The sequence below is a fragment of the Cryptosporangium arvum DSM 44712 genome (assembly GCF_000585375.1).
In the GTDB taxonomy this organism is placed as follows: domain Bacteria; phylum Actinomycetota; class Actinomycetes; order Mycobacteriales; family Cryptosporangiaceae; genus Cryptosporangium; species Cryptosporangium arvum.
The window spans coordinates 2,179,043-2,195,585 of record NZ_KK073874.1 but is presented as its reverse complement, the minus strand read 5'-3'; the positions used below and the strand labels follow the sequence as shown (position 1 = coordinate 2,195,585).

Here is a 16,543-nt window from a genome sequence, read left to right as displayed (position 1 = left end):
TGCAGCGCTGGTACCCCGAAGGCCCCGAAGACCAAACGGGCGCGGGGCCGCGTTCCACCACGGTGGTGGAACGCGGCCCTGAGACCGCTCCGGTCAGCCCTTCTCGCCGTCGCTGCCGATCAGGCGGCTGAGCGCCTGGACCGCGTCCTCGCTGGACGACGCCGCTTCCTGGTTGGCGGCGCGCAACTCGAGAAAGACCTCTTCCCGATGCACGGGCACACTGCGGGGGGCCCGGATGCCGAGCCGGACCACGTCCCCCCGGACTTCGAGCACGGTGATGACGACGTCATCACCGACCATCACGCTCTCACCGGGCCGACGGGTCAGCACGAGCACGGGCGGTATCCCCCCTCGAGGACGAGTACCCGCAGCGTAGCCGAGCGACGGGCTAGGCGAGGGGAGCGCGCACCGGCAGGTTGCTCCCGGTCAGTACGCACTGCGCCGCCTTCATCGTCATCGGGTCGACGACGATCGGCGCCATCAGATTCGCCGTCGAGTCCCGCGGGGTGTCACCGGCAGTCACGATCAACAGCACGAGCAGCTGGCTGGGGTCCTTGGTCCCCATCGCGGCCAGCGTCTCGTCGTCGATCTCCGGTGCGTACTCCGGGAAGAACTGGTGCGGTGCGATCGTGATGAAGCGCAGCTCGGGGTCGTCCACCGACCGCAGGGAGTTCAGCAGGCCGACCTCGTCGAGGCGGACCAGCACGAAACTCTTGTGTCCCGGGAAGCCGGGCATGGGCGACACGAACTCGATGGTCGGCAGCTGCTCGCCGGCAGCCGCGGCCTTCGCCTCCGCGTTCTGCGCGGACGCCTCGAGGGACATGTCCGTTGCCATGTCAGTGGAAGACTTCGCGGACTTGGTTCGTGGTGACATGTACTCCTCCTGGTTGTTCAACTGCGGGGCTGATCGGTCGGTTTCTCGTTTCGGCATGGCGCCGTCTGTGGTCCGCGGTCAGCGGAGGAAATCCATCAGGGAGGGCTGGATGACCTTGGCGGTAGCGCCCAGCGCGGCTTGATACGCGGTCTGCTGCAAGGTCATGTCCGTGATGGTTTTGGGCAGGTCGATGTCCTCGACCTCGGTCAGCTGGGTCTGAAGTTCCAGATGTCGGTCGTTGGCGGTCTGCTGCATGGAGTCGACGCGGTTCGACCGCGCGCCGACGCTGGCCTGGGCGGTGCGGATCGTGGTCAGCGCGGTGTCCAGGCGGTCCAGGTCGTCCGAGAGCTGCGACGGGTCGCTCTTCAGGTGCTCGGAGATGTCGGCGAGCACCTTGAAGACCTGGTTGTCGCCGGTGCCGAAGACCTCCTCGCCGCCGGCGTCCACCCGCAGCTTGGTGCCCTCGGCGATCGTCCGGGTGACCGCGCCGGAATCACCGAGGTAGGTGCCGTCCTTGTCGTACGCCGACGGGCCCTCGGTGGTGCCGCCGAAGATCGGCCGGTCGATGTACTTGGTGTTGGCCAGGCCGATCATCGCGTCGCGGATCTGGTCGATCTCGGCGGCGATGCCCGCCCGCGCGGTGTCCGAGCCGCCGGCCCCGGCCGACATGCCCTGCAGCATCAGGTCACGCACGCGCAGGCCGTTGTCGTGCGTCGCGCCCAGCGTGGAGTCGATCGTGTTGAGCCAGTTCTTGCCGTCGGCGGCGTTGCGCGCGTACTGCTCCTGGGTGCGCATGTCGCTGCGCAACAGCATCGCGGTCATCGTGCCGGTCGGCGAGTCCGACGGCTTCGAGATCAGCTTGCCGCTGGTCAGCTGTTCCTCGGTCTTGCTCAGCCGGCCCTGGTTCGCCTGCAGCCCGCGCATCGCGTTCATGGAGAGCGAGCGTTCGGTGACGCGGATGACCACGGCGCTGTCCCCTACCGGCCGGTGTTGTTGATCAGGGTGTTGAGCGTCTGGTCGATCGTGCTCATCAGCTTCGCGGCGGCCTCGTAGGCCCGCTGGTACTGGAGCAGGTTCGACATCTCCTCATCGAGGCTCACACCGGACGTGGACTGGTGGTTGCTGTCGAGGTCGGCGGTGATCGTCGACTGGGTCTCCGCTTTCAGCGTCGCGCTCTTGGCGGTGACGCCGAGGTCGGCGACCAGCTGGCGGTAGGTGACGTCCGGCCCGGTGCCGGACGTGGCGACGTCGCCGAGCGCGTCGGCGATGCTGCCGTCGAGCCGGCCGTTCGCCGAGCCCGACGCGGCGACCTTGTCGGGGTCGGAGATCGCCATCGTGATCGACTCCGCGTCGGTGCCGGTGTAGAACGGTTCGCCGGCGTCGCCGTTGCGGTCGAACCCGCTCTGGTGGATCCCGTTCACCGTGGCCGCCAGCTTCGCCGCGACGTCGTCGAGCGACTTCGCGTACTTCGGCAGGACGGTGTTGAGCGAGTCCATCGACGAACCGAGCTCGCCCGAGGTCACGATCGCGGGCTGGCCGTTGTCGGTGAACGTCAGCGACGGCGGGTTGCTGCCCTGTTCGCTCAGCGTCTCGGAGCCGTTGAGCGCGAGCGCCCGGGCCGCGGTGCCGCTGACGAGCGTCGAACCGAACAGCGAGACGTCGACCGCGCCGGTGTCACGGACGGTCGCGGTGGCGCCGGCCAGGTCGGCCAGCTTGAGCACCAGCCCGTCGCGCCGGTCGGCGAGTTCGTTGGCCGGCAATCCGCCGACCTTCGCCTGCATGATGCCCTTGTTGAGGCTGGCGATCTCGGCCGCGGCGGTGTTGATGTCCTTGACCTGCGCCGCCGCCCCCGCGTGGGCCGAGCTGTAGATCGTCGAGAGCTGGCTGTGCGCCTGGTTGAGCCCGGTCGCGACCGCGCCGCCCTGCTGCATGACCTTCGTGCGCACCGCGCCGTCACCCGGCGAGTTCGAGAGGTCCTGCCAGTCCGACCAGAACGAGGAGAGGCGTTCCTGCAGCCCGGTGTCGCTGGGCTCCTTGAACACGGCCTGGACGCTGTCGTAGATCTGGCTCTGACCGCTGTGGTAGGCGTTGTTGCCGTGCTCGGTGCGCACCCGGGCTTCGAGGAGCTCATCCCGGATGCGGGTGACGTCGCCGACGTTCACCCCGGTGCCGACCGGGTCCTGCTTGGCCCAGATCGTCGGGACGTTCGAGACGCCTTCGACCGAGGACATCTCGGTGCGCTGCCGGCTGTATCCCTCGGTGTTGACGTTCGCGATGTTCTGGCCGGAGACGTCGAGGCCCTGACGCTGGGCCCGCAGGGAGCTCAGCGCCGTCGAGATACCGGAAAACGTGCTGGACACGGCTACATCGCCTCATCCACGAGCCGCGGACGCGCGCCGGTGGTCACGGTGCCGCCGCGCGGGCCGTAGGTCTCGACCGCGCCGCCGACCGTCAGCAACGTCTCGCGGACCGCGCGGTGGCCGGACGTGAGCAGGTCGCGGTTGGCGTCGGCGAGTGCGGTGATCTCGGCGGTCAGGGTCAGGAAGGCCTTGCGGTGCTCGGCGAACAGCTTTCCCCAGGGGTCCGGCGCGGCCTCGGACAGCGCGGACAGGCTCGGGTTCGGGGGCAGGCCCAGCAGAGCGGCGACGACTTCGACTTCGGCGGCCCGGAGCACCTCGACCTGACGGATCTGCTCCAGCACGAGCTCGACCTCACGGGTGGCGTGAGCGAGCCAGCGGGTCCGGGCCGACGCCAGGACCAACTGCTCCTCCTCCAGCTTGAAGAGCAGCAGCTCGAGCATCTCCCGTCCGCGCCAGAGGATGTTCGACAGATCCGCAAAAGCCACGGGTCGACCCTTCTCTGCTCCGGCGGAGCACCGGAACGGCACCCCTTGCTGCTCTGACCGTCGGCAGCACCGCGAAAAGCCTGAGAGGTTTCGTCGCACCCGGGCGCGAACCTTCTTGCAACTTTTGTTGCAAATGTTCGGATTAGTGTTTTTGATGGTTGTCAGGGTTACACCCTGCAACTGGGGCGCTCCGCAGTGACATCAGTAGCCGCGCGAAGCGTCCGGTGGATCCCGGTCTCCCGGGGACCGTCGACGAACGTGAAAGGGCCGTTCCTGTGCGCCTCACCGCTGACACCGTGGGCACCGTGAGTACCGGTGCCAACGCCAACCGGCACAACGAGGACCTGGTGCGTGAGCATTTGCCGCTGGTCGGCCACCTCGTCCGCGAAATGCTCGGCCGCGTCCCCGCCCACGTCAACCGCGACGACCTCACCTCCGCCGGCCTCGCCGCACTCGCCGCCGCCGCCCGCTCCTTCGACCCCACCCGCGGCACCCCCTTCGGCTCCTTCGCCACCGTCCGCATCCGCGGCGCCCTCCTCGACGAACTCCGCGGCCTCGACTGGGCCAGCCGCTCCGTCCGCCACCGCGCCCGCAAAATCGAAACCGCCACCGCCGAACTCACCGCCCAACTCGGCCGCACCCCCACCGACACCGAACTCGCCGAAACCCTCGGCGTCGCCGTCGCCGAACTCCACTCCGCCGCCGACGACGTCCAACGCGCCGTCGTCCTCTCCCTCCAAGGCTTCGCCGCCGGCACCGCCGAAGACCTCGTCCCCGACCGCACCCAAGGCCCCGAAGAACTCCTCCTCCACCGCGAAAAAATCGGCTACCTCCACCAAGCCATCTCCGCCCTCCCCGAACGCCTCCGCACCGTCGTCGAGTCCTACTTCCTCGACGAACGCCCCATGGCCGTCATCGCCACCGAACTCGGCGTCACCGAATCACGCGTCTCCCAACTCCGCGCCGAAGCACTCACCCTGCTCCGCGACGGCATCAACTCCCAGCTCGACCCGGACCAGGTCGCCGGGGCCGACCGCCCGGAGGGATGCGTCGCCCGGCGTCGGGCCGCGTACTACGCCGACGTCGCCGCCCGCGGCGACCTGCGCACCAGGTTGTCCCACACCACACCGCTCGGCACTCCCACCAGAGCCGCCGGGTGACAAGACTGGACGCATGACCTCGTATCCACCTGATGGGCACGTGCATACCCAGTTCTCGTGGGACGCCCCGCTCGGGGACATGGAGCGGACGTGTGTGCGCGCCGTCGAACTGGGGCTGCCGTCGATCGCGTTCACCGAACACGCCGACTTCGGCCTCACGACGCTCGTCGACCCGCACCACGACCTGCCGGACTGGCTGGCGAAACACACCGACGCCGACGGCGTGGTCACTCCCCCGGCGCTGGACGTCGAGGGCTACCTCGCCGAAGTCGCCCGGTGCCGCGACCTCTTTCCCGACCTGCGCATTCTCACCGGCGTCGAACTGAGCGAACCGCACTGGCACCACCGGAGCGCGACCGACCTGGTCACGCTCGGGCGCTTCGACCGCGCGCTGGGCTCGGTGCACACGATCCGGCACACCCCGGAACTCGACTACGACGCCGGGGACGCCTTCAACGCGCTCCCCGCCGACGCCGTCGTCCGGCAGTACCTCGCCGAGGTGGCCGAGCTGGCGGCCGGGTCGGACGTCTTCCACGTCCTCGCGCACATCGACTTCGCCGTCCGCTACTGGCCGGCGTCCGCCGGGCCGTGCGATCCGTACGCGTTCGAGGAGGAGTACCGGTACGCCCTCCGCGCCCTCGCCGGGACCGGTCGCGCGCTCGAGGTGAACACGCGCAACCCGCTCGACCCGGTGATCGTCCGCTGGTGGCGGGAGGAGGGCGGCACCGCGGTGAGCTTCGGCAGCGACGCCCACCGCCCCGACCTGCTCGCCACCGGCCTACCCGAGGCCGCCGCGATGGTCGAGACCCACGGCTTCGGCCCGGGCGCGCACCCCTACGACTTCTGGGTCCTCAAGAAACGGCATTGAGCGTCAGCCGCACGGTGGTTCCGACGTCCGGCGTGCTGTCGATCGCCACCGCGCCCCCGTGCGCCTCGACGATCGCCCGGACGACGGTCAGGCCGAGGCCCGCGCCCTGCACGGCGTCCGCCTCGGCCGCCGCCGAGCGGTAGAACGGGTCGAACAGCCGGGGCAGGTCCTCGGCCGCGATGCCGGTTCCGGTGTCGCTCACCAGGACCGCCGGGATCGACGGTTCGACCCGCACCCGGATCTCCCCCGCCGACGTGAACCGGATCGCGTTCAGCAGCAGATGACGTAGCGCCTGCTCCAGCGGCCGCCGGGCCGCCGTGACCCGGACCGTGCCCGGCGCCTCCCAGAGCAATCGCACCGCGGAGTGGTCGGTGAGCGGACGGCTCTGCTCGACCACCGACGCGACGAGCTCGGTCAGGTCCACGTCGGCCAGCCGCAGCGAGATGCCACCGTTGCTGAATTCCGCCGCGGTGAGCATGTCGTCGACGAGCCGGAGCAGCCGCTCGGAGTTGCGCTGCATCACGCCGAGGAACTGGCGCGCGGTCGCCGGATCCAGCGGCTCGGTGTCGTCGAGCAGGATCTCCAGATACCCGCGGATCGACGACAGCGGCGTACGCAGCTCGTGCCCGACGGTGGTGAGGATCCGTTCCTCGAGCGCTTCCAGGTCGCGGGCCCGCCCGGCGGCACCCGACGCCTCCCGCGCGTACCGGCGCAGCTCCACCTCGGCGGTCGCGTGCCGGGCGAGCGCGCGCAGGGCCCGCTGCTGCGCCTCGGTGAGCCGGCGCGGGCGGTGGTCGAGCACGCAGACCGTGCCCAGCGCCCGGTCGTCCCCGACCCGCAGCGGCGCGCCCGCGTAGAACCGGACGTACGGTTCGCCGGCGACCATCGGGTTGTCGGCGAACCGCGGATCGGCCAGCGCGTCGGGCACTTCGAGCAGGTCCGGGACGTCGAGCGCCCACCGGCAGAACGAGGAGTCGAGCTCGGTGTGGGTGAGCGCGCACCCGACGCGGGCCTTGAACCACAGTTGCTCGCCGTCGACGAGCGTGACGAGCCCGATCGGCGCGCCGCAGATCTCCGCGGCGAGGTGTGCGATCGAGTCGAAGTCGGGCTCCGCCCGGAGATCCATGCCGCCCATACTGGCAGCAAGCACCCGAATTACCATCAAACACGCGTGAAGTTACCTCACGCGCTTCCCCGGAAAGTTTTACGCGAAACCACTCAGACGAGTGGCACCCCGGGCGATGTCGTCATTGATCGGTCCACGGAAGGTCCGGCCAGAAGCACGATTCGTCCAGGAGGAACACCAGAATGTCGCTTCGCATCAACACCAACGTTTCGGCCGCCAACGCCTACCGGAACCTGTCGGTCAACGACAAGTCCGTGTCGGGCTCGATGGAGAAGCTGTCCTCCGGTCTGCGGATCAACCGCGCCGCGGACGACGCGGCCGGCCTCTCCGTCAGCGAAGGTCTGAAGTCGCAGATCGGTGGCCTCACGGTCGCGGCGCGCAACGCGCAGGACGGCGTCAACGTCGCCCAGACCGCGGACGGCGCGCTCGGCGAGACCTCGTCGATCCTGCAGCGCATGCGTGACCTGTCCGTCCAGGCCGCGAACTCCGGTTCGCAGGACTCGGACGCCAAGGCCGCGGCGAACACGGAGTTCCAGGAGCTGAACAAGGAACTCGACCGCATCGTCTCCAGCACGAAGTTCGGTAGCCAGTCGCTGCTCGACGGCAGCTACAACGGCGCGTTCCAGGTCGACTCGGCCTCGAAGAACACCAACGCCGCCGCGCAGATCAGCATCGACCTGACCTCCGGCAGCGCCGACGGCGCGCTCGGCAAGGCCGGCCTGACGGGCCTGAACGCCGAGGGTCTCGGCGTGAAGGACCTCGACCTGACCACGGACGCCAGCGCGGCGATCGACGCGCTGGACACCGCGATCAAGGGTGTCTCCACGGTCCGCTCGCAGATCGGTGCCATCCAGAACCGCTTCGAGCACACGATCAACAACGTCAACGTGGCGATCGAGAACCTGAGCGCGTCGAAGTCGAGCATCACCGACACCGACATGGCTTCGGAAATGGTCAAGTTCTCGAAGAACCAGATCCTGCAGCAGGCCGGTACGTCGATGCTGGCGCAGGCCAACCAGAGCGGCCAGGGCGTCCTCAAGCTCCTCGGCTGATTCGTCTGACTGACGGCCAGGGGCGGTGCGCATCCGCGCACCGCCCCTGTTCCATTGGAGGAACCCCATGGTCACCAGTCTCGGCGGGTTGGCCAGCGGCATGGACACCACGTCGCTGATCAATGCCCTGATCACAGCCGAAGCCGCGCCCCAGACCAACCTCAAGACCAAAGTCTCCGACTACACCACGAACAACACGGCCTATCAGACCGTCAACAACAAGATGAAGGCCGTGCTGGACGCGGCGAAGGAACTGACGAAGTTCGACGCGTTCAAAGGTGCGAAGGCCACGTCCTCCTCCACCGACGTGGTCGCGACGGCGTCCACCGGCGCGCAGACCGGCGACCTGACGTTCTCGGTCACGAAGCTGGCCGCCGCGCACCGGGTGACCTCGGCCTTCGCCGGCACCGACACCCCGGCGACGTCGAACGGGACCTTCGACCTGACGATCGGCACCGGCGGCGACGCGGTGACCACCAGCCTCACCGTGGACGAGAACACACCCCAGGGCGTGGCCGACGCGATCAACAAGGCCGGCCTGTCGGTCCGCGCCTCGGTCGTGACCACGGACTCCGGGCCGGTGCTCCAGCTGGCCTCGACGAAGACCGGCAAGGCCAACGCCTTCGAGGTCACCGGCCTCACCTCGGACGCCAAGGTGATGAGCGCAGGCGCCGACGCCGAGCTCACCGTCGGCGACCCCGACCAGGGCGGCTTCAAGATCTCCAGCAGCAGCAACACGTTCACCGGCGCGATGCCGGGCGTGACGATCACCGCGAGCAAGCTCGCCACCGACGTGACGATCGGCGTCAACCAGGACACCGAGGGCATCGCGAACAAGATGCAGGCCCTCGTCGACGCGGCCAACAGCGCGCTGGCGCAGATCAGTTCGTCGTCGGCGCCCGGCATCGCGACCTCCCCCGGCGCCAAGTCGTCGGCCGGGCCGCTGGCCGGCGACTACACCGTGCGCCAGCTCGCCAGCCAGGTCCTCAGCACGGTGAGCCAGGGCCTGTCGGGCTTCGGCAGCTTCAAGCAGATGGGCGTCCAGCTCACCCAGGGCGGCAAGCTCGAGTTCAAGAAGGACGACTTCCTCAAGGCCTACGCCGAGGATCCGGCCAAGGTGCAGAAGGCCGTCACCGACGGGCTGGCCGGTGGCCTGCAGAAGGTCGGCGAGACCGCCACCGACACGATCAACGGCACGCTCACCCAGAAGATCAAGAGCGGCACGACGATGATCTCCCGGCTGAACAAGGAGATCCTCGACTGGGACACCAAGCTGGCCGATCGCCGTACCGCGCTGCAACGCCAGTTCTCCGCGATGGAGAGCGCCCTGGCGAAGGTGTCCAGCCAGTCCAGCTGGCTCAGCAGCCAGACGGCGGCCAGCAACGCGAGCAACTCCTAGGAGTGAGTACCTGATGACGTACCCGCCACCCGGCGCCGCACGCGCCCGCTACCTGGCCGACAGCATCAGCACCGCGTCGCCGGCCCGGCTGCTGGTGATGCTCTACGACCGTCTCGTCCAGGACATCGCCCAGGGCGAACAGGCGATCCGCGAAGGCAACCGGCTGCTCGCCGGTGAGCGTCTGATGCACGCGCAGGACATCATCAGCGAGCTGCTGGCCACCCTCGACCTCACCGCCTGGGACGGCGCCGAGAACGTCGCCGCGCTCTACCGCTGGATGCTCTCGGAGCTCGTCCAGGCCAACATCAAGCAGGACGCCGGGAAGGCCGCGTCGACGCTCGAGCTGGCCAACGAGTTGCGCGACGCCTGGCGCGAGGCCGCGATGGCCGTCGGGTCGGCCTGACGGATGAATTCTTTTCGATCGACCCCTGCGGACGGCGCCCAGCCGGCGGTAATCCGTGAGATTGAAAAGAGTTCATTGACCGACTGGCGGTCGGCCTGGGTGGACGCGCTCGACCACCTGGAGGCCGACGTCGCGGAGATCGAGGAACTCCTGCGCGCCGACCAGTTCCTGCGTGAGACACCGCCGTCGGACGCCTGGGCGCCGCCGGAGGGCATCGGCCCGCTCCCGCTCGACCTGCGGCCGCGGGCCGACCGCATCCTGGCCCGGCAGCTCGCGGCCGCCGAGGCGATCGCCAGAGCGATGGCCGGAAACCGGAGGCAGGCCGCGCTGACCAGCAAGATCGAGCTCTTCGACAGCGGCGCCGCCCGCCCGGCGTACCTGGATCAAGCGATCTGACCGCAGTGCACCAGAACTACTCAGGAACTGCTCCCGAGAGCCGTAGGGGGAGATGTGTTCGACACCGTCACTTCCAGCGTGATCAAGACCGCCATGGACGGCCTGGCGATGCGCCAGCGCGTGACGGCCGACAACGTCGCCAACGTCAACACCCCCCAGTTCCTGGCCGGCCGCGTCCAGTTCGAGGACGCTCTGCGTCAGGCCGTGGACGCCGGTGCCGGCTTCGACGGCGAGACCAGGGCCGCGATCAGCCGCGCGGCGCTCGCCGACGAGGCCACCCAGCCGTCGATGGCCCGGTCGCTCGAGCCGACCCGCACCGACGGCAACAACGTCAACCTCGACCACGAGGTCATCTCGAACATCGACACCCAGCTGCGGTACCAGCTGATGATCCGCGCGATGGACGACCAGTACGGCGCGATCCGCACCGTGGCCGCCGGCGGCGGCGCGTAGCTCCAGGAGTGCGAATGTCCCTCTTTCCTGCCATCGGCATCTCCAGCACCGGCGTGACCGTGCACCGCAAGTGGCTGGACGCGATCTCCGACAACCTCGCCAACATCAACGACGTCCGGCCGACCAGCGGCGAGGCCTACCGCGCCAAACAGGTCATCGCGCAGGCGGTCGACTACGGCGACGGCAAGGGCGGCGTCCAGGTCGGCGGCATCGTCGAAGGTCCGGCCGAGGGGCGCCTGGTCTACGCGCCGGACAACGTGATGGCCGACGCCGAGGGGTACGTCCGGATGCCCGACATCGACCTGGCCGACCAGATGGGCCAGCTGCTGATGGCGCAGCGCGGTTACCAGTCCAACCTGGCCGTGATCGACCGCGCGAAGGACTCCTACACGCAGGCCATCCAACTCGGGAAGGGCTGATAAGTGACGACTCCGATCGGTTCAATCGGCTCGTTCAGCGCCGTCGGCGCGATCGGCGCCGGCGGCGCCAGTGACCCCATCGCCCCGATCGCGGTCTCCGGCATCGGGATGAGCGGCACCAGCAGCGCGCTGCCGGCCGCCGGCAACACCGAGGAGACCTCGGAGAGCGCGAAGGGCTTCGCCGCCCAGCTCGCCGACAGCCTCCAGAACCTCCAGGCGCTGCAGACCCGCAAGGACGACCTGGCCGTGAAGGCCGCCACCGGCAGCCTCACCGACGTCCACGACTACACGGTCGCCGCGACCGAAGCCGCGCTGGCGACCCAGCTGACCGTCGCCGTGCGGGACAAGGCCGTCGCCGCGTTCCAAGAGATCATGCGGATGCAGTAACCGATGGTCGACCGCCTGAAGCGTGCCCTGGGCCGCGGAGTCGAAGGCTTCAAGGCCTTCTCCGCGGGGCAGAAGGCCGTGCTCGTCGTGGCGGTCCTGGCCCTGGTCGTCGGCGGCTACTTCTTCGCCTCCTGGGCGTCGAAGCCGACGATGGCCTCGCTGTTCAGCAACCTGTCGGCCACCGACGCGTCGGCGATCGTGGAGAAGCTCGGCGCCGCGAACGTGGAGTACGAGCTGGCCGACGGCGGCGCCACGATCATGGTGCCGCGCGACCAGGTCTACGACCTGCGCCTGCAGATGGCCGGGCAGGGGCTGCCGGCCGGTGAGGACACCGGCTACTCGCTGCTGGACAAGCAGGGCGTGACGACGTCGGAGTTCATGCAGCACGTCAGCTACCAGCGCGCGCTCGAAGGGGAGCTGGCGAGCACGATCTCCTCGATCGACGGCGTGGAGGCGGCCACCGTCCACCTCGCACTGCCGCAGAAGGACGTCTTCGCCGACGACCAGCAGAGGCCCACGGCGTCCGTGCTGGTCAAGACCGCGGCCGGCAAGGACCTCACCGACAGCCAGGTGCAGGCCATCATCAACCTGGTCTCCTCCAGCGTCGAGGGCATGGACTCCTCCGACGTGACGCTGGCCGGCGCCGACGGCTCCGTACTGGCCAAGGGCGGTCAGACCACGACCGCGGCCGGCGGCGACTCCAGCTCGAAGCAGACCGAGGCCTTCGAGGACGACATGCAGGACTCGATCCGCACGATGCTCGAGCAGGTCGTCGGCAAGGGCAAGGCCGCGGTCACGGTCACCGCCGACCTCGACTACGACAACACCCAGACCAAGACCCAGACCTACAACTCCGACGCGAACACCCAGCCGCTGGCCGAATCCCAGAAGACCGAGACGTTCTCCGGCAACGGCAACGCGGTCGGCGGTGTCCTCGGGCCCGACAACATCCAGGTGCCGAGCGGGTCCAACGGCTCGAACAACTACGAGAACAGCACGACGACGAAGAACAACGCGGTGAACTCGGTGACCGAGACCCGCAACTCCGCGCCGGGCGCCATCCGCCGGATGGGCATCGCGGTGCTGCTGGACTCCAACGTCCCCGCGTCGGCGAACACCGCGAAGATCCAGACTCTCGTGCAGTCCGCGGCCGCGCTCGACACCACCCGCGGCGACAGCCTCGCGGTCACCGCGCTGCCGTTCGACGAGTCGGCGGCGAAGGCCGCGGCCAAGGAGCTGGCCGAGTCCCAGGCCGCGGCCAAGCAGGCCCAGATGATGGGCACGATCAAGAGCGGCGCCGCGATCGGGCTGATCGCGCTGCTGATGCTGATCGCCGCGTTCGTCAGCCGCAAGAACCGCAAGAAGCAGCAGCGGACGACGCTCACCCCGTCCGAGCGGCTGCAGCTCGAGGAGATGCAGGCCGCGCTCGAACGGGAGCGGATGCGCGAACTCGAGGCGGCGAACAGCCCCGCCGCGATCGAAGCCGGTCCGACCCGTCTCGGCCCGGACAAGGAGACCCGTCAGCGCGAGATCGCCGAGATGGTGGAGAAGCAGCCCGAGGAGGTGGCACAGCTGCTCCGCAGCTGGCTCGGTGACCGCCGGGAGGTGTCGCGCTGATGACCACCACCACCGACATGACCGGGCTGCGCAAGACCGCGATCCTGCTCGTGCAGATGGGCAAGGAGGCGTCCTCGAAGATCCTCGCGCAGATGCGCGAGAACGAGATCGAGGAGCTGACCGCGGAGATCGCGCGGCTCGGGCAGATCGAGACCGAGACCGCCGACGACGTCCTGTTCGAGTTCCACGACCTGGCCACCGCGAACAAGTACGCCGGCCAGGGCGGCCTGGACTACGCGCGCGACCTACTGGAAGCCTCGGTCGGCGCGGAACGGGCGGCCGACCTCATCGGGCGGCTCTCCAAGAGCATCGCGGACGTCCCGTTCAACTTCCTGCAGCGGGCCGAGGCCCGCCAGCTGCTCTCGTTCCTCCAGGACGAGCACCCGCAGACGATCGCGCTGGTGCTGGCCCACATGACCGCGACCCAGGCCTCGGGCATCCTGTCCGGGCTCTCCCCCACCCTCCAGGCCGACGTCGCCAACCGCATCGCGGTGATGGACCGGACGTCGCCCGACACGATCCGGCAGGTCGAGGAGACGCTCGAACGCAAGCTCTCCTCGGTGCTCCAGCCGACCGAGATGTCGGTGGTCGGCGGCCTGCAACCGCTGGTCGAGATCATCAACCGCGCCGACCGCGGCACCGAGAAGATGATCCTCGAGGGCCTCGAGACGCTCAACCCGGAGCTGGCCGAAGAGGTCCGCAGCAAGATGTTCATGTTCGAGGACATCATCGGGCTCGAGGACCGGTCCATCCAGCTGGTGCTCCGCCAGGTGGAGTCGGCCGACCTGGCCACCGCGCTCAAGGGCGTCAACGACGCGGTGCGCGACAAGATCATGCGCAACCTGTCCGGCCGGGCCGCCGAGAACCTCGCCGACGAGGTCGAGATGCTCGGCCCGGTCCGCCTCCGCCAGGTCGAGGAGGCCCAGGCGAAGGTCGTCCAGAACATCCGGGCGCTGGAAGCGTCGGGCCAGATCACGATCCGGCGGGGAGACGACGATGAGTTCGTCGCCTGACCCGACCGCCACCGGCGTGCTGCGCGGCGCGGCGGCCGACGTCGCCGTCAGCGCGTCGTTCGACACGAACCTCGGCCGGGCCGGGGGGCGGGTGCCGCGCGTCCCCGCGGTCGACGCCGAGCTCACGGCGGCGAAAGAAGCCGCGAAGGCCGCCGGGTTCGCCGCCGGGTGGGCCGAGGGCCGACGCGCGGCGAAGCTGGAGGCCGAAGCCGCCCGCCGGCTCGCCGAGGAGGAGACCCAGCGGTTCGACCAGGCTCGGCAAGCGGGCCTGCAGCGGGCGTTGCAGACCGTCGCGGCGGCCGCGAACGCGTTGGAGCAGCGGGCCGCGCCGAGCGCGATGGAGCTAGAGAACGAGCTGGTCAGCGCGGCGTTCGTCCTCGCAGAGGCGGTACTGGGCCGGGAGCTCGCGCTGGCCGACTCACCCGGGCGCGACGCGGTGGCGCGCGCGCTCGAGCTGGTGCCGGTCGGCCGCCCGGTGCTGGTGCGGGTCAACCCGGCCGACCACGCGACGCTCACCGCGGAAGCCGACCACGAAGGCCCGCTCGTCATCGACGGGCGCACCGTGACCCTCGAGCCGGACGCATCGCTGGCCAGCGGCGACGCGATCGCCGAGAGCGACGCGACGGTCGTCGACGCCCGGCTCTCCGCGGCTCTCCTGCGCGTCGGCGAAGCGCTGGGCATGGTCGACGCGACCGATCAGCCGTGGTGAGCCGGCTGCTCCAGCACCGGCTGGCGCCCGCGATCCGCGCGGCCCAGCCGGAGGTCACCGGCCGCGTCGACTCGGTGCTCGGTCTGTCGGTGTCGGTCGTCGGTGTGCCCGGGCGGGTCGGTGACCTGGTCCGGATCGGCGGCATCGGCGGGATGGCCGGCATCCGGAGCGGCTCCGGGCGCGGCGACAACACGACGATCGCCGCCGAGGTGGTGGCGCTCGACGGCGCCCGCCTGTCCTGCCTGCCCCTCGGCCCGCTGGGGGGCGTCGGAGCCGGTGACCGCGCGGTCAACACCGGGTCGCCGCTGCAGATCCAGGTCGGCGAGTCGCTGCGCGGCCGGGTGCTCGACGGCCTGGGGCGCCCGATGGACAACGGGCCGCCGCTCGTCAACACCGAGTGGGTCTCGGTCGAGGGCGAGCCGCCGACCGCGATGGAACGCGGGTTGATCCGCTTCCCGCTGCCGCTGGGCGTCCGCGCGCTGGACACGCTGGTGCCGTGCGGCCGGGGTCAGCGCATCGGCATCTTCGCCGGCTCCGGCGTCGGCAAGTCCAGCCTGATGTCGATGATCACCCGGGGCACCGAGGCCGAGATCACGGTCGTCGCGCTGATCGGGGAACGCGGGCGTGAGGTCCGCGAGTTCCTCGAACACGACCTGGGGCCGGAGGGCCTGGCCCGCGCCGTCGTGGTCGTCGCGACCTCGGACACGCCCCCGCTGGTGCGGCTGCGTGCCGGTTTCGTCGCGACCCGGATCGCCGAATGGTACCGCGACCGCGGCAAGGACGTCCTGCTGATGATGGACAGCCTCACCCGGACCGCGATGGCCCAGCGCGAGGTCGGGCTCTCGGCCGGTGAGCCGCCGGCCACCCGGGGGTACCCGCCGTCGGTGTTCGCGCTGCTGCCGCGGCTGCTCGAACGGGCCGGGCCCGGGTCCGCGGGCACGATCACCGGGCTCTACACCGTGCTGGTCGAGGGCGACGACCAGAACGAGCCGATCGCCGACACCGCCCGCTCGATCCTGGACGGGCACGTCGTGCTCGACCGCAAGCTCGCGACCTCCGGGCACTTCCCCGCGATCGACGTGCTGGAGTCGGTGTCCCGGGTCTCCGGCGCGATCACGACCCGCGAGCAGAAAGCGATGGCGAGCGAGCTGCGCCGGCTGATGGCCGCGTACCGGGACGTGCGGGAGTTGCTGGAGATCGGCGCGTACGTGCCGGGCACCAACCCCGACGCCGACCGGGCCCGCGAGCTCTGGCCGGCGATCACCGCGTTCCTGCGGCAGAGCCTCGGGGATCCGTATCCGGCCGGCGCCGCCTGGGACGCCATGGCCCAGCTGCTGAACTCCAGCTGATGGCGAAGAAACGGTTCCGGCTCGCCACCGTGCTGCGTGCGCGTCAGGCGAAGGAGGACGCGCTGCGCGGCGAGGTGCTCGCCGCGCGGGCGGCGCTACGGGAAGCGGAGCTGATGGTGGAGCGCAGCGGCGAGACGTTGCGGGGGCGGCAGCTCCCGGAGTCGGCGCTGGCCCGGTCGTACGTGGCCGCGATCTCGGCCCGGCAGGCGCTGGCCGGTGAGCTCTTCGCGGCCCAGCGCGTCGTGGTGGACGCGCAGGAGGCGGTCGCGGCGAAGTTGCGCGACTACACCGACGCGTCCCAGGCCCGGCGGGCCGTGGAGAAGCTCGAGGAACGTCACAAGGCCGAACGGGCCGCGGCCGAGCTGGCCGAGGACCAGGTGCTCGTCGACGAATTGGCCACAACCCGAAGGTCGCGGACGAAGCCGCCGATGGACAACACGGAGAACTCTGCCGGGGGCGACGAAGGCTCCTGA

Annotated in this window: 20 protein-coding genes; 14 read left to right on the top strand and 6 right to left on the bottom strand. The window is 69.9% G+C overall.

Going from position 1 to position 16,543, the window contains the following annotated elements; genetic code table 11:
* Window positions 1–93: 93 nt before the first annotated feature.
* The 5 genes from csrA to flgN all read right to left on the bottom strand — a co-directional run bounded on the left by csrA (window position 94) and on the right by flgN (window position 3,719).
* On the bottom strand, window positions 94–336 hold the full coding sequence (csrA, locus tag CRYAR_RS10235; protein WP_035850138.1) for a carbon storage regulator CsrA: 243 nt from the start codon (window positions 334–336) through the stop codon (window positions 94–96).
* Between the two features lie 52 nt (window positions 337–388).
* The gene (gene fliW / locus CRYAR_RS10230; RefSeq protein ID WP_051569991.1) at window positions 389–823 is read right to left on the bottom strand and encodes a flagellar assembly protein FliW; all 435 of its coding nucleotides are present in this window, start codon (window positions 821–823) and stop codon (window positions 389–391) included.
* Between the two features lie 129 nt (window positions 824–952).
* The gene (flgL, locus tag CRYAR_RS10225) at window positions 953–1,840 is read right to left on the bottom strand and encodes a flagellar hook-associated protein FlgL (RefSeq protein WP_157017560.1); all 888 of its coding nucleotides are present in this window, start codon (window positions 1,838–1,840) and stop codon (window positions 953–955) included.
* 11 nt (window positions 1,841–1,851) lie between these two features.
* Window positions 1,852–3,234: a flagellar hook-associated protein FlgK gene (gene flgK / locus CRYAR_RS10220; protein ID WP_035850137.1), complete on the bottom strand. Its 1,383-nt coding sequence runs from the start codon at window positions 3,232–3,234 to the stop codon at window positions 1,852–1,854.
* 2 nt (window positions 3,235–3,236) lie between these two features.
* Window positions 3,237–3,719, bottom strand: coding sequence for a flagellar export chaperone FlgN (gene flgN / locus CRYAR_RS10215; protein WP_035850136.1), 483 nt, complete (start codon window positions 3,717–3,719; stop codon window positions 3,237–3,239).
* Window positions 3,720–4,024: 305 nt separating this feature from the next.
* Here flgN and CRYAR_RS10210 point away from each other — a divergent pair, with 305 nt between their 5' ends.
* The gene (locus CRYAR_RS10210) at window positions 4,025–4,879 is read left to right on the top strand and encodes a sigma-70 family RNA polymerase sigma factor (protein WP_035861624.1); all 855 of its coding nucleotides are present in this window, start codon (window positions 4,025–4,027) and stop codon (window positions 4,877–4,879) included.
* A 13-nt stretch (window positions 4,880–4,892) separates the two neighbouring features.
* The gene (locus CRYAR_RS10205) at window positions 4,893–5,747 is read left to right on the top strand and encodes a PHP domain-containing protein (RefSeq protein WP_035850135.1); all 855 of its coding nucleotides are present in this window, start codon (window positions 4,893–4,895) and stop codon (window positions 5,745–5,747) included.
* Here CRYAR_RS10205 and CRYAR_RS10200 read toward each other — a convergent pair.
* On the bottom strand, window positions 5,731–6,873 hold the full coding sequence (locus CRYAR_RS10200; RefSeq protein WP_051569990.1) for a sensor histidine kinase: 1,143 nt from the start codon (window positions 6,871–6,873) through the stop codon (window positions 5,731–5,733). The two genes, CRYAR_RS10205 and CRYAR_RS10200, sit on opposite strands and share 17 nt — an antisense overlap.
* Before the next feature lie 182 nt (window positions 6,874–7,055).
* Between CRYAR_RS10200 and CRYAR_RS10195 the strand changes: the two genes are divergently transcribed.
* From CRYAR_RS10195 to CRYAR_RS10140, 12 genes are all read left to right on the top strand, one after another.
* Window positions 7,056–7,925: a flagellin N-terminal helical domain-containing protein gene (locus CRYAR_RS10195; protein WP_035850133.1), complete on the top strand. Its 870-nt coding sequence runs from the start codon at window positions 7,056–7,058 to the stop codon at window positions 7,923–7,925.
* Between the two features lie 67 nt (window positions 7,926–7,992).
* A complete protein-coding gene (gene fliD / locus CRYAR_RS10190; protein ID WP_035850131.1) occupies window positions 7,993–9,324 on the top strand; it encodes a flagellar filament capping protein FliD in 1,332 nt (443 codons plus the stop codon).
* A 13-nt stretch (window positions 9,325–9,337) separates the two neighbouring features.
* Entirely contained in the window at window positions 9,338–9,727 is a 390-nt protein-coding gene (gene fliS / locus CRYAR_RS10185) for a flagellar export chaperone FliS (RefSeq protein ID WP_035850129.1), read from the top strand.
* Between the two features lie 75 nt (window positions 9,728–9,802).
* Window positions 9,803–10,123 carry a hypothetical protein gene (locus CRYAR_RS10180; RefSeq protein WP_035850127.1) on the top strand — a complete coding sequence of 107 codons (321 nt, stop codon included), beginning with the start codon at window positions 9,803–9,805 and terminating at the stop codon, window positions 10,121–10,123.
* Between the two features lie 54 nt (window positions 10,124–10,177).
* Window positions 10,178–10,576, top strand: coding sequence for a flagellar basal body rod protein FlgB (flgB, locus tag CRYAR_RS10175; RefSeq protein ID WP_035850125.1), 399 nt, complete (start codon window positions 10,178–10,180; stop codon window positions 10,574–10,576).
* 14 nt (window positions 10,577–10,590) lie between these two features.
* Window positions 10,591–10,995: a flagellar basal body rod protein FlgC gene (locus tag CRYAR_RS10170; protein ID WP_035850123.1), complete on the top strand. Its 405-nt coding sequence runs from the start codon at window positions 10,591–10,593 to the stop codon at window positions 10,993–10,995.
* Between the two features lie 3 nt (window positions 10,996–10,998).
* Window positions 10,999–11,382 carry a flagellar hook-basal body complex protein FliE gene (gene fliE, locus CRYAR_RS10165; RefSeq protein WP_211247372.1) on the top strand — a complete coding sequence of 128 codons (384 nt, stop codon included), beginning with the start codon at window positions 10,999–11,001 and terminating at the stop codon, window positions 11,380–11,382.
* Between the two features lie 3 nt (window positions 11,383–11,385).
* Window positions 11,386–12,999, top strand: a complete 1,614-nt coding sequence (gene fliF, locus CRYAR_RS10160) for a flagellar basal-body MS-ring/collar protein FliF (RefSeq protein ID WP_035850120.1) — start codon at window positions 11,386–11,388, stop codon at window positions 12,997–12,999.
* Window positions 12,999–14,012 carry a flagellar motor switch protein FliG gene (fliG, locus tag CRYAR_RS10155; RefSeq protein WP_035850118.1) on the top strand — a complete coding sequence of 338 codons (1,014 nt, stop codon included), beginning with the start codon at window positions 12,999–13,001 and terminating at the stop codon, window positions 14,010–14,012. Before fliF ends, fliG begins: the two co-directional genes overlap by 1 nt.
* A complete protein-coding gene (locus CRYAR_RS10150) occupies window positions 13,996–14,721 on the top strand; it encodes a FliH/SctL family protein (RefSeq protein WP_051569989.1) in 726 nt (241 codons plus the stop codon). Before fliG ends, CRYAR_RS10150 begins: the two co-directional genes overlap by 17 nt.
* Complete coding sequence (locus CRYAR_RS10145) at window positions 14,718–16,070, top strand: FliI/YscN family ATPase (protein WP_035861609.1); 1,353 nt, start codon at window positions 14,718–14,720, stop codon at window positions 16,068–16,070. The genes CRYAR_RS10150 and CRYAR_RS10145 overlap by 4 nt, the downstream gene beginning before the upstream one ends.
* Window positions 16,070–16,543 carry a flagellar FliJ family protein gene (locus CRYAR_RS10140; protein WP_035850116.1) on the top strand — a complete coding sequence of 158 codons (474 nt, stop codon included), beginning with the start codon at window positions 16,070–16,072 and terminating at the stop codon, window positions 16,541–16,543. Before CRYAR_RS10145 ends, CRYAR_RS10140 begins: the two co-directional genes overlap by 1 nt.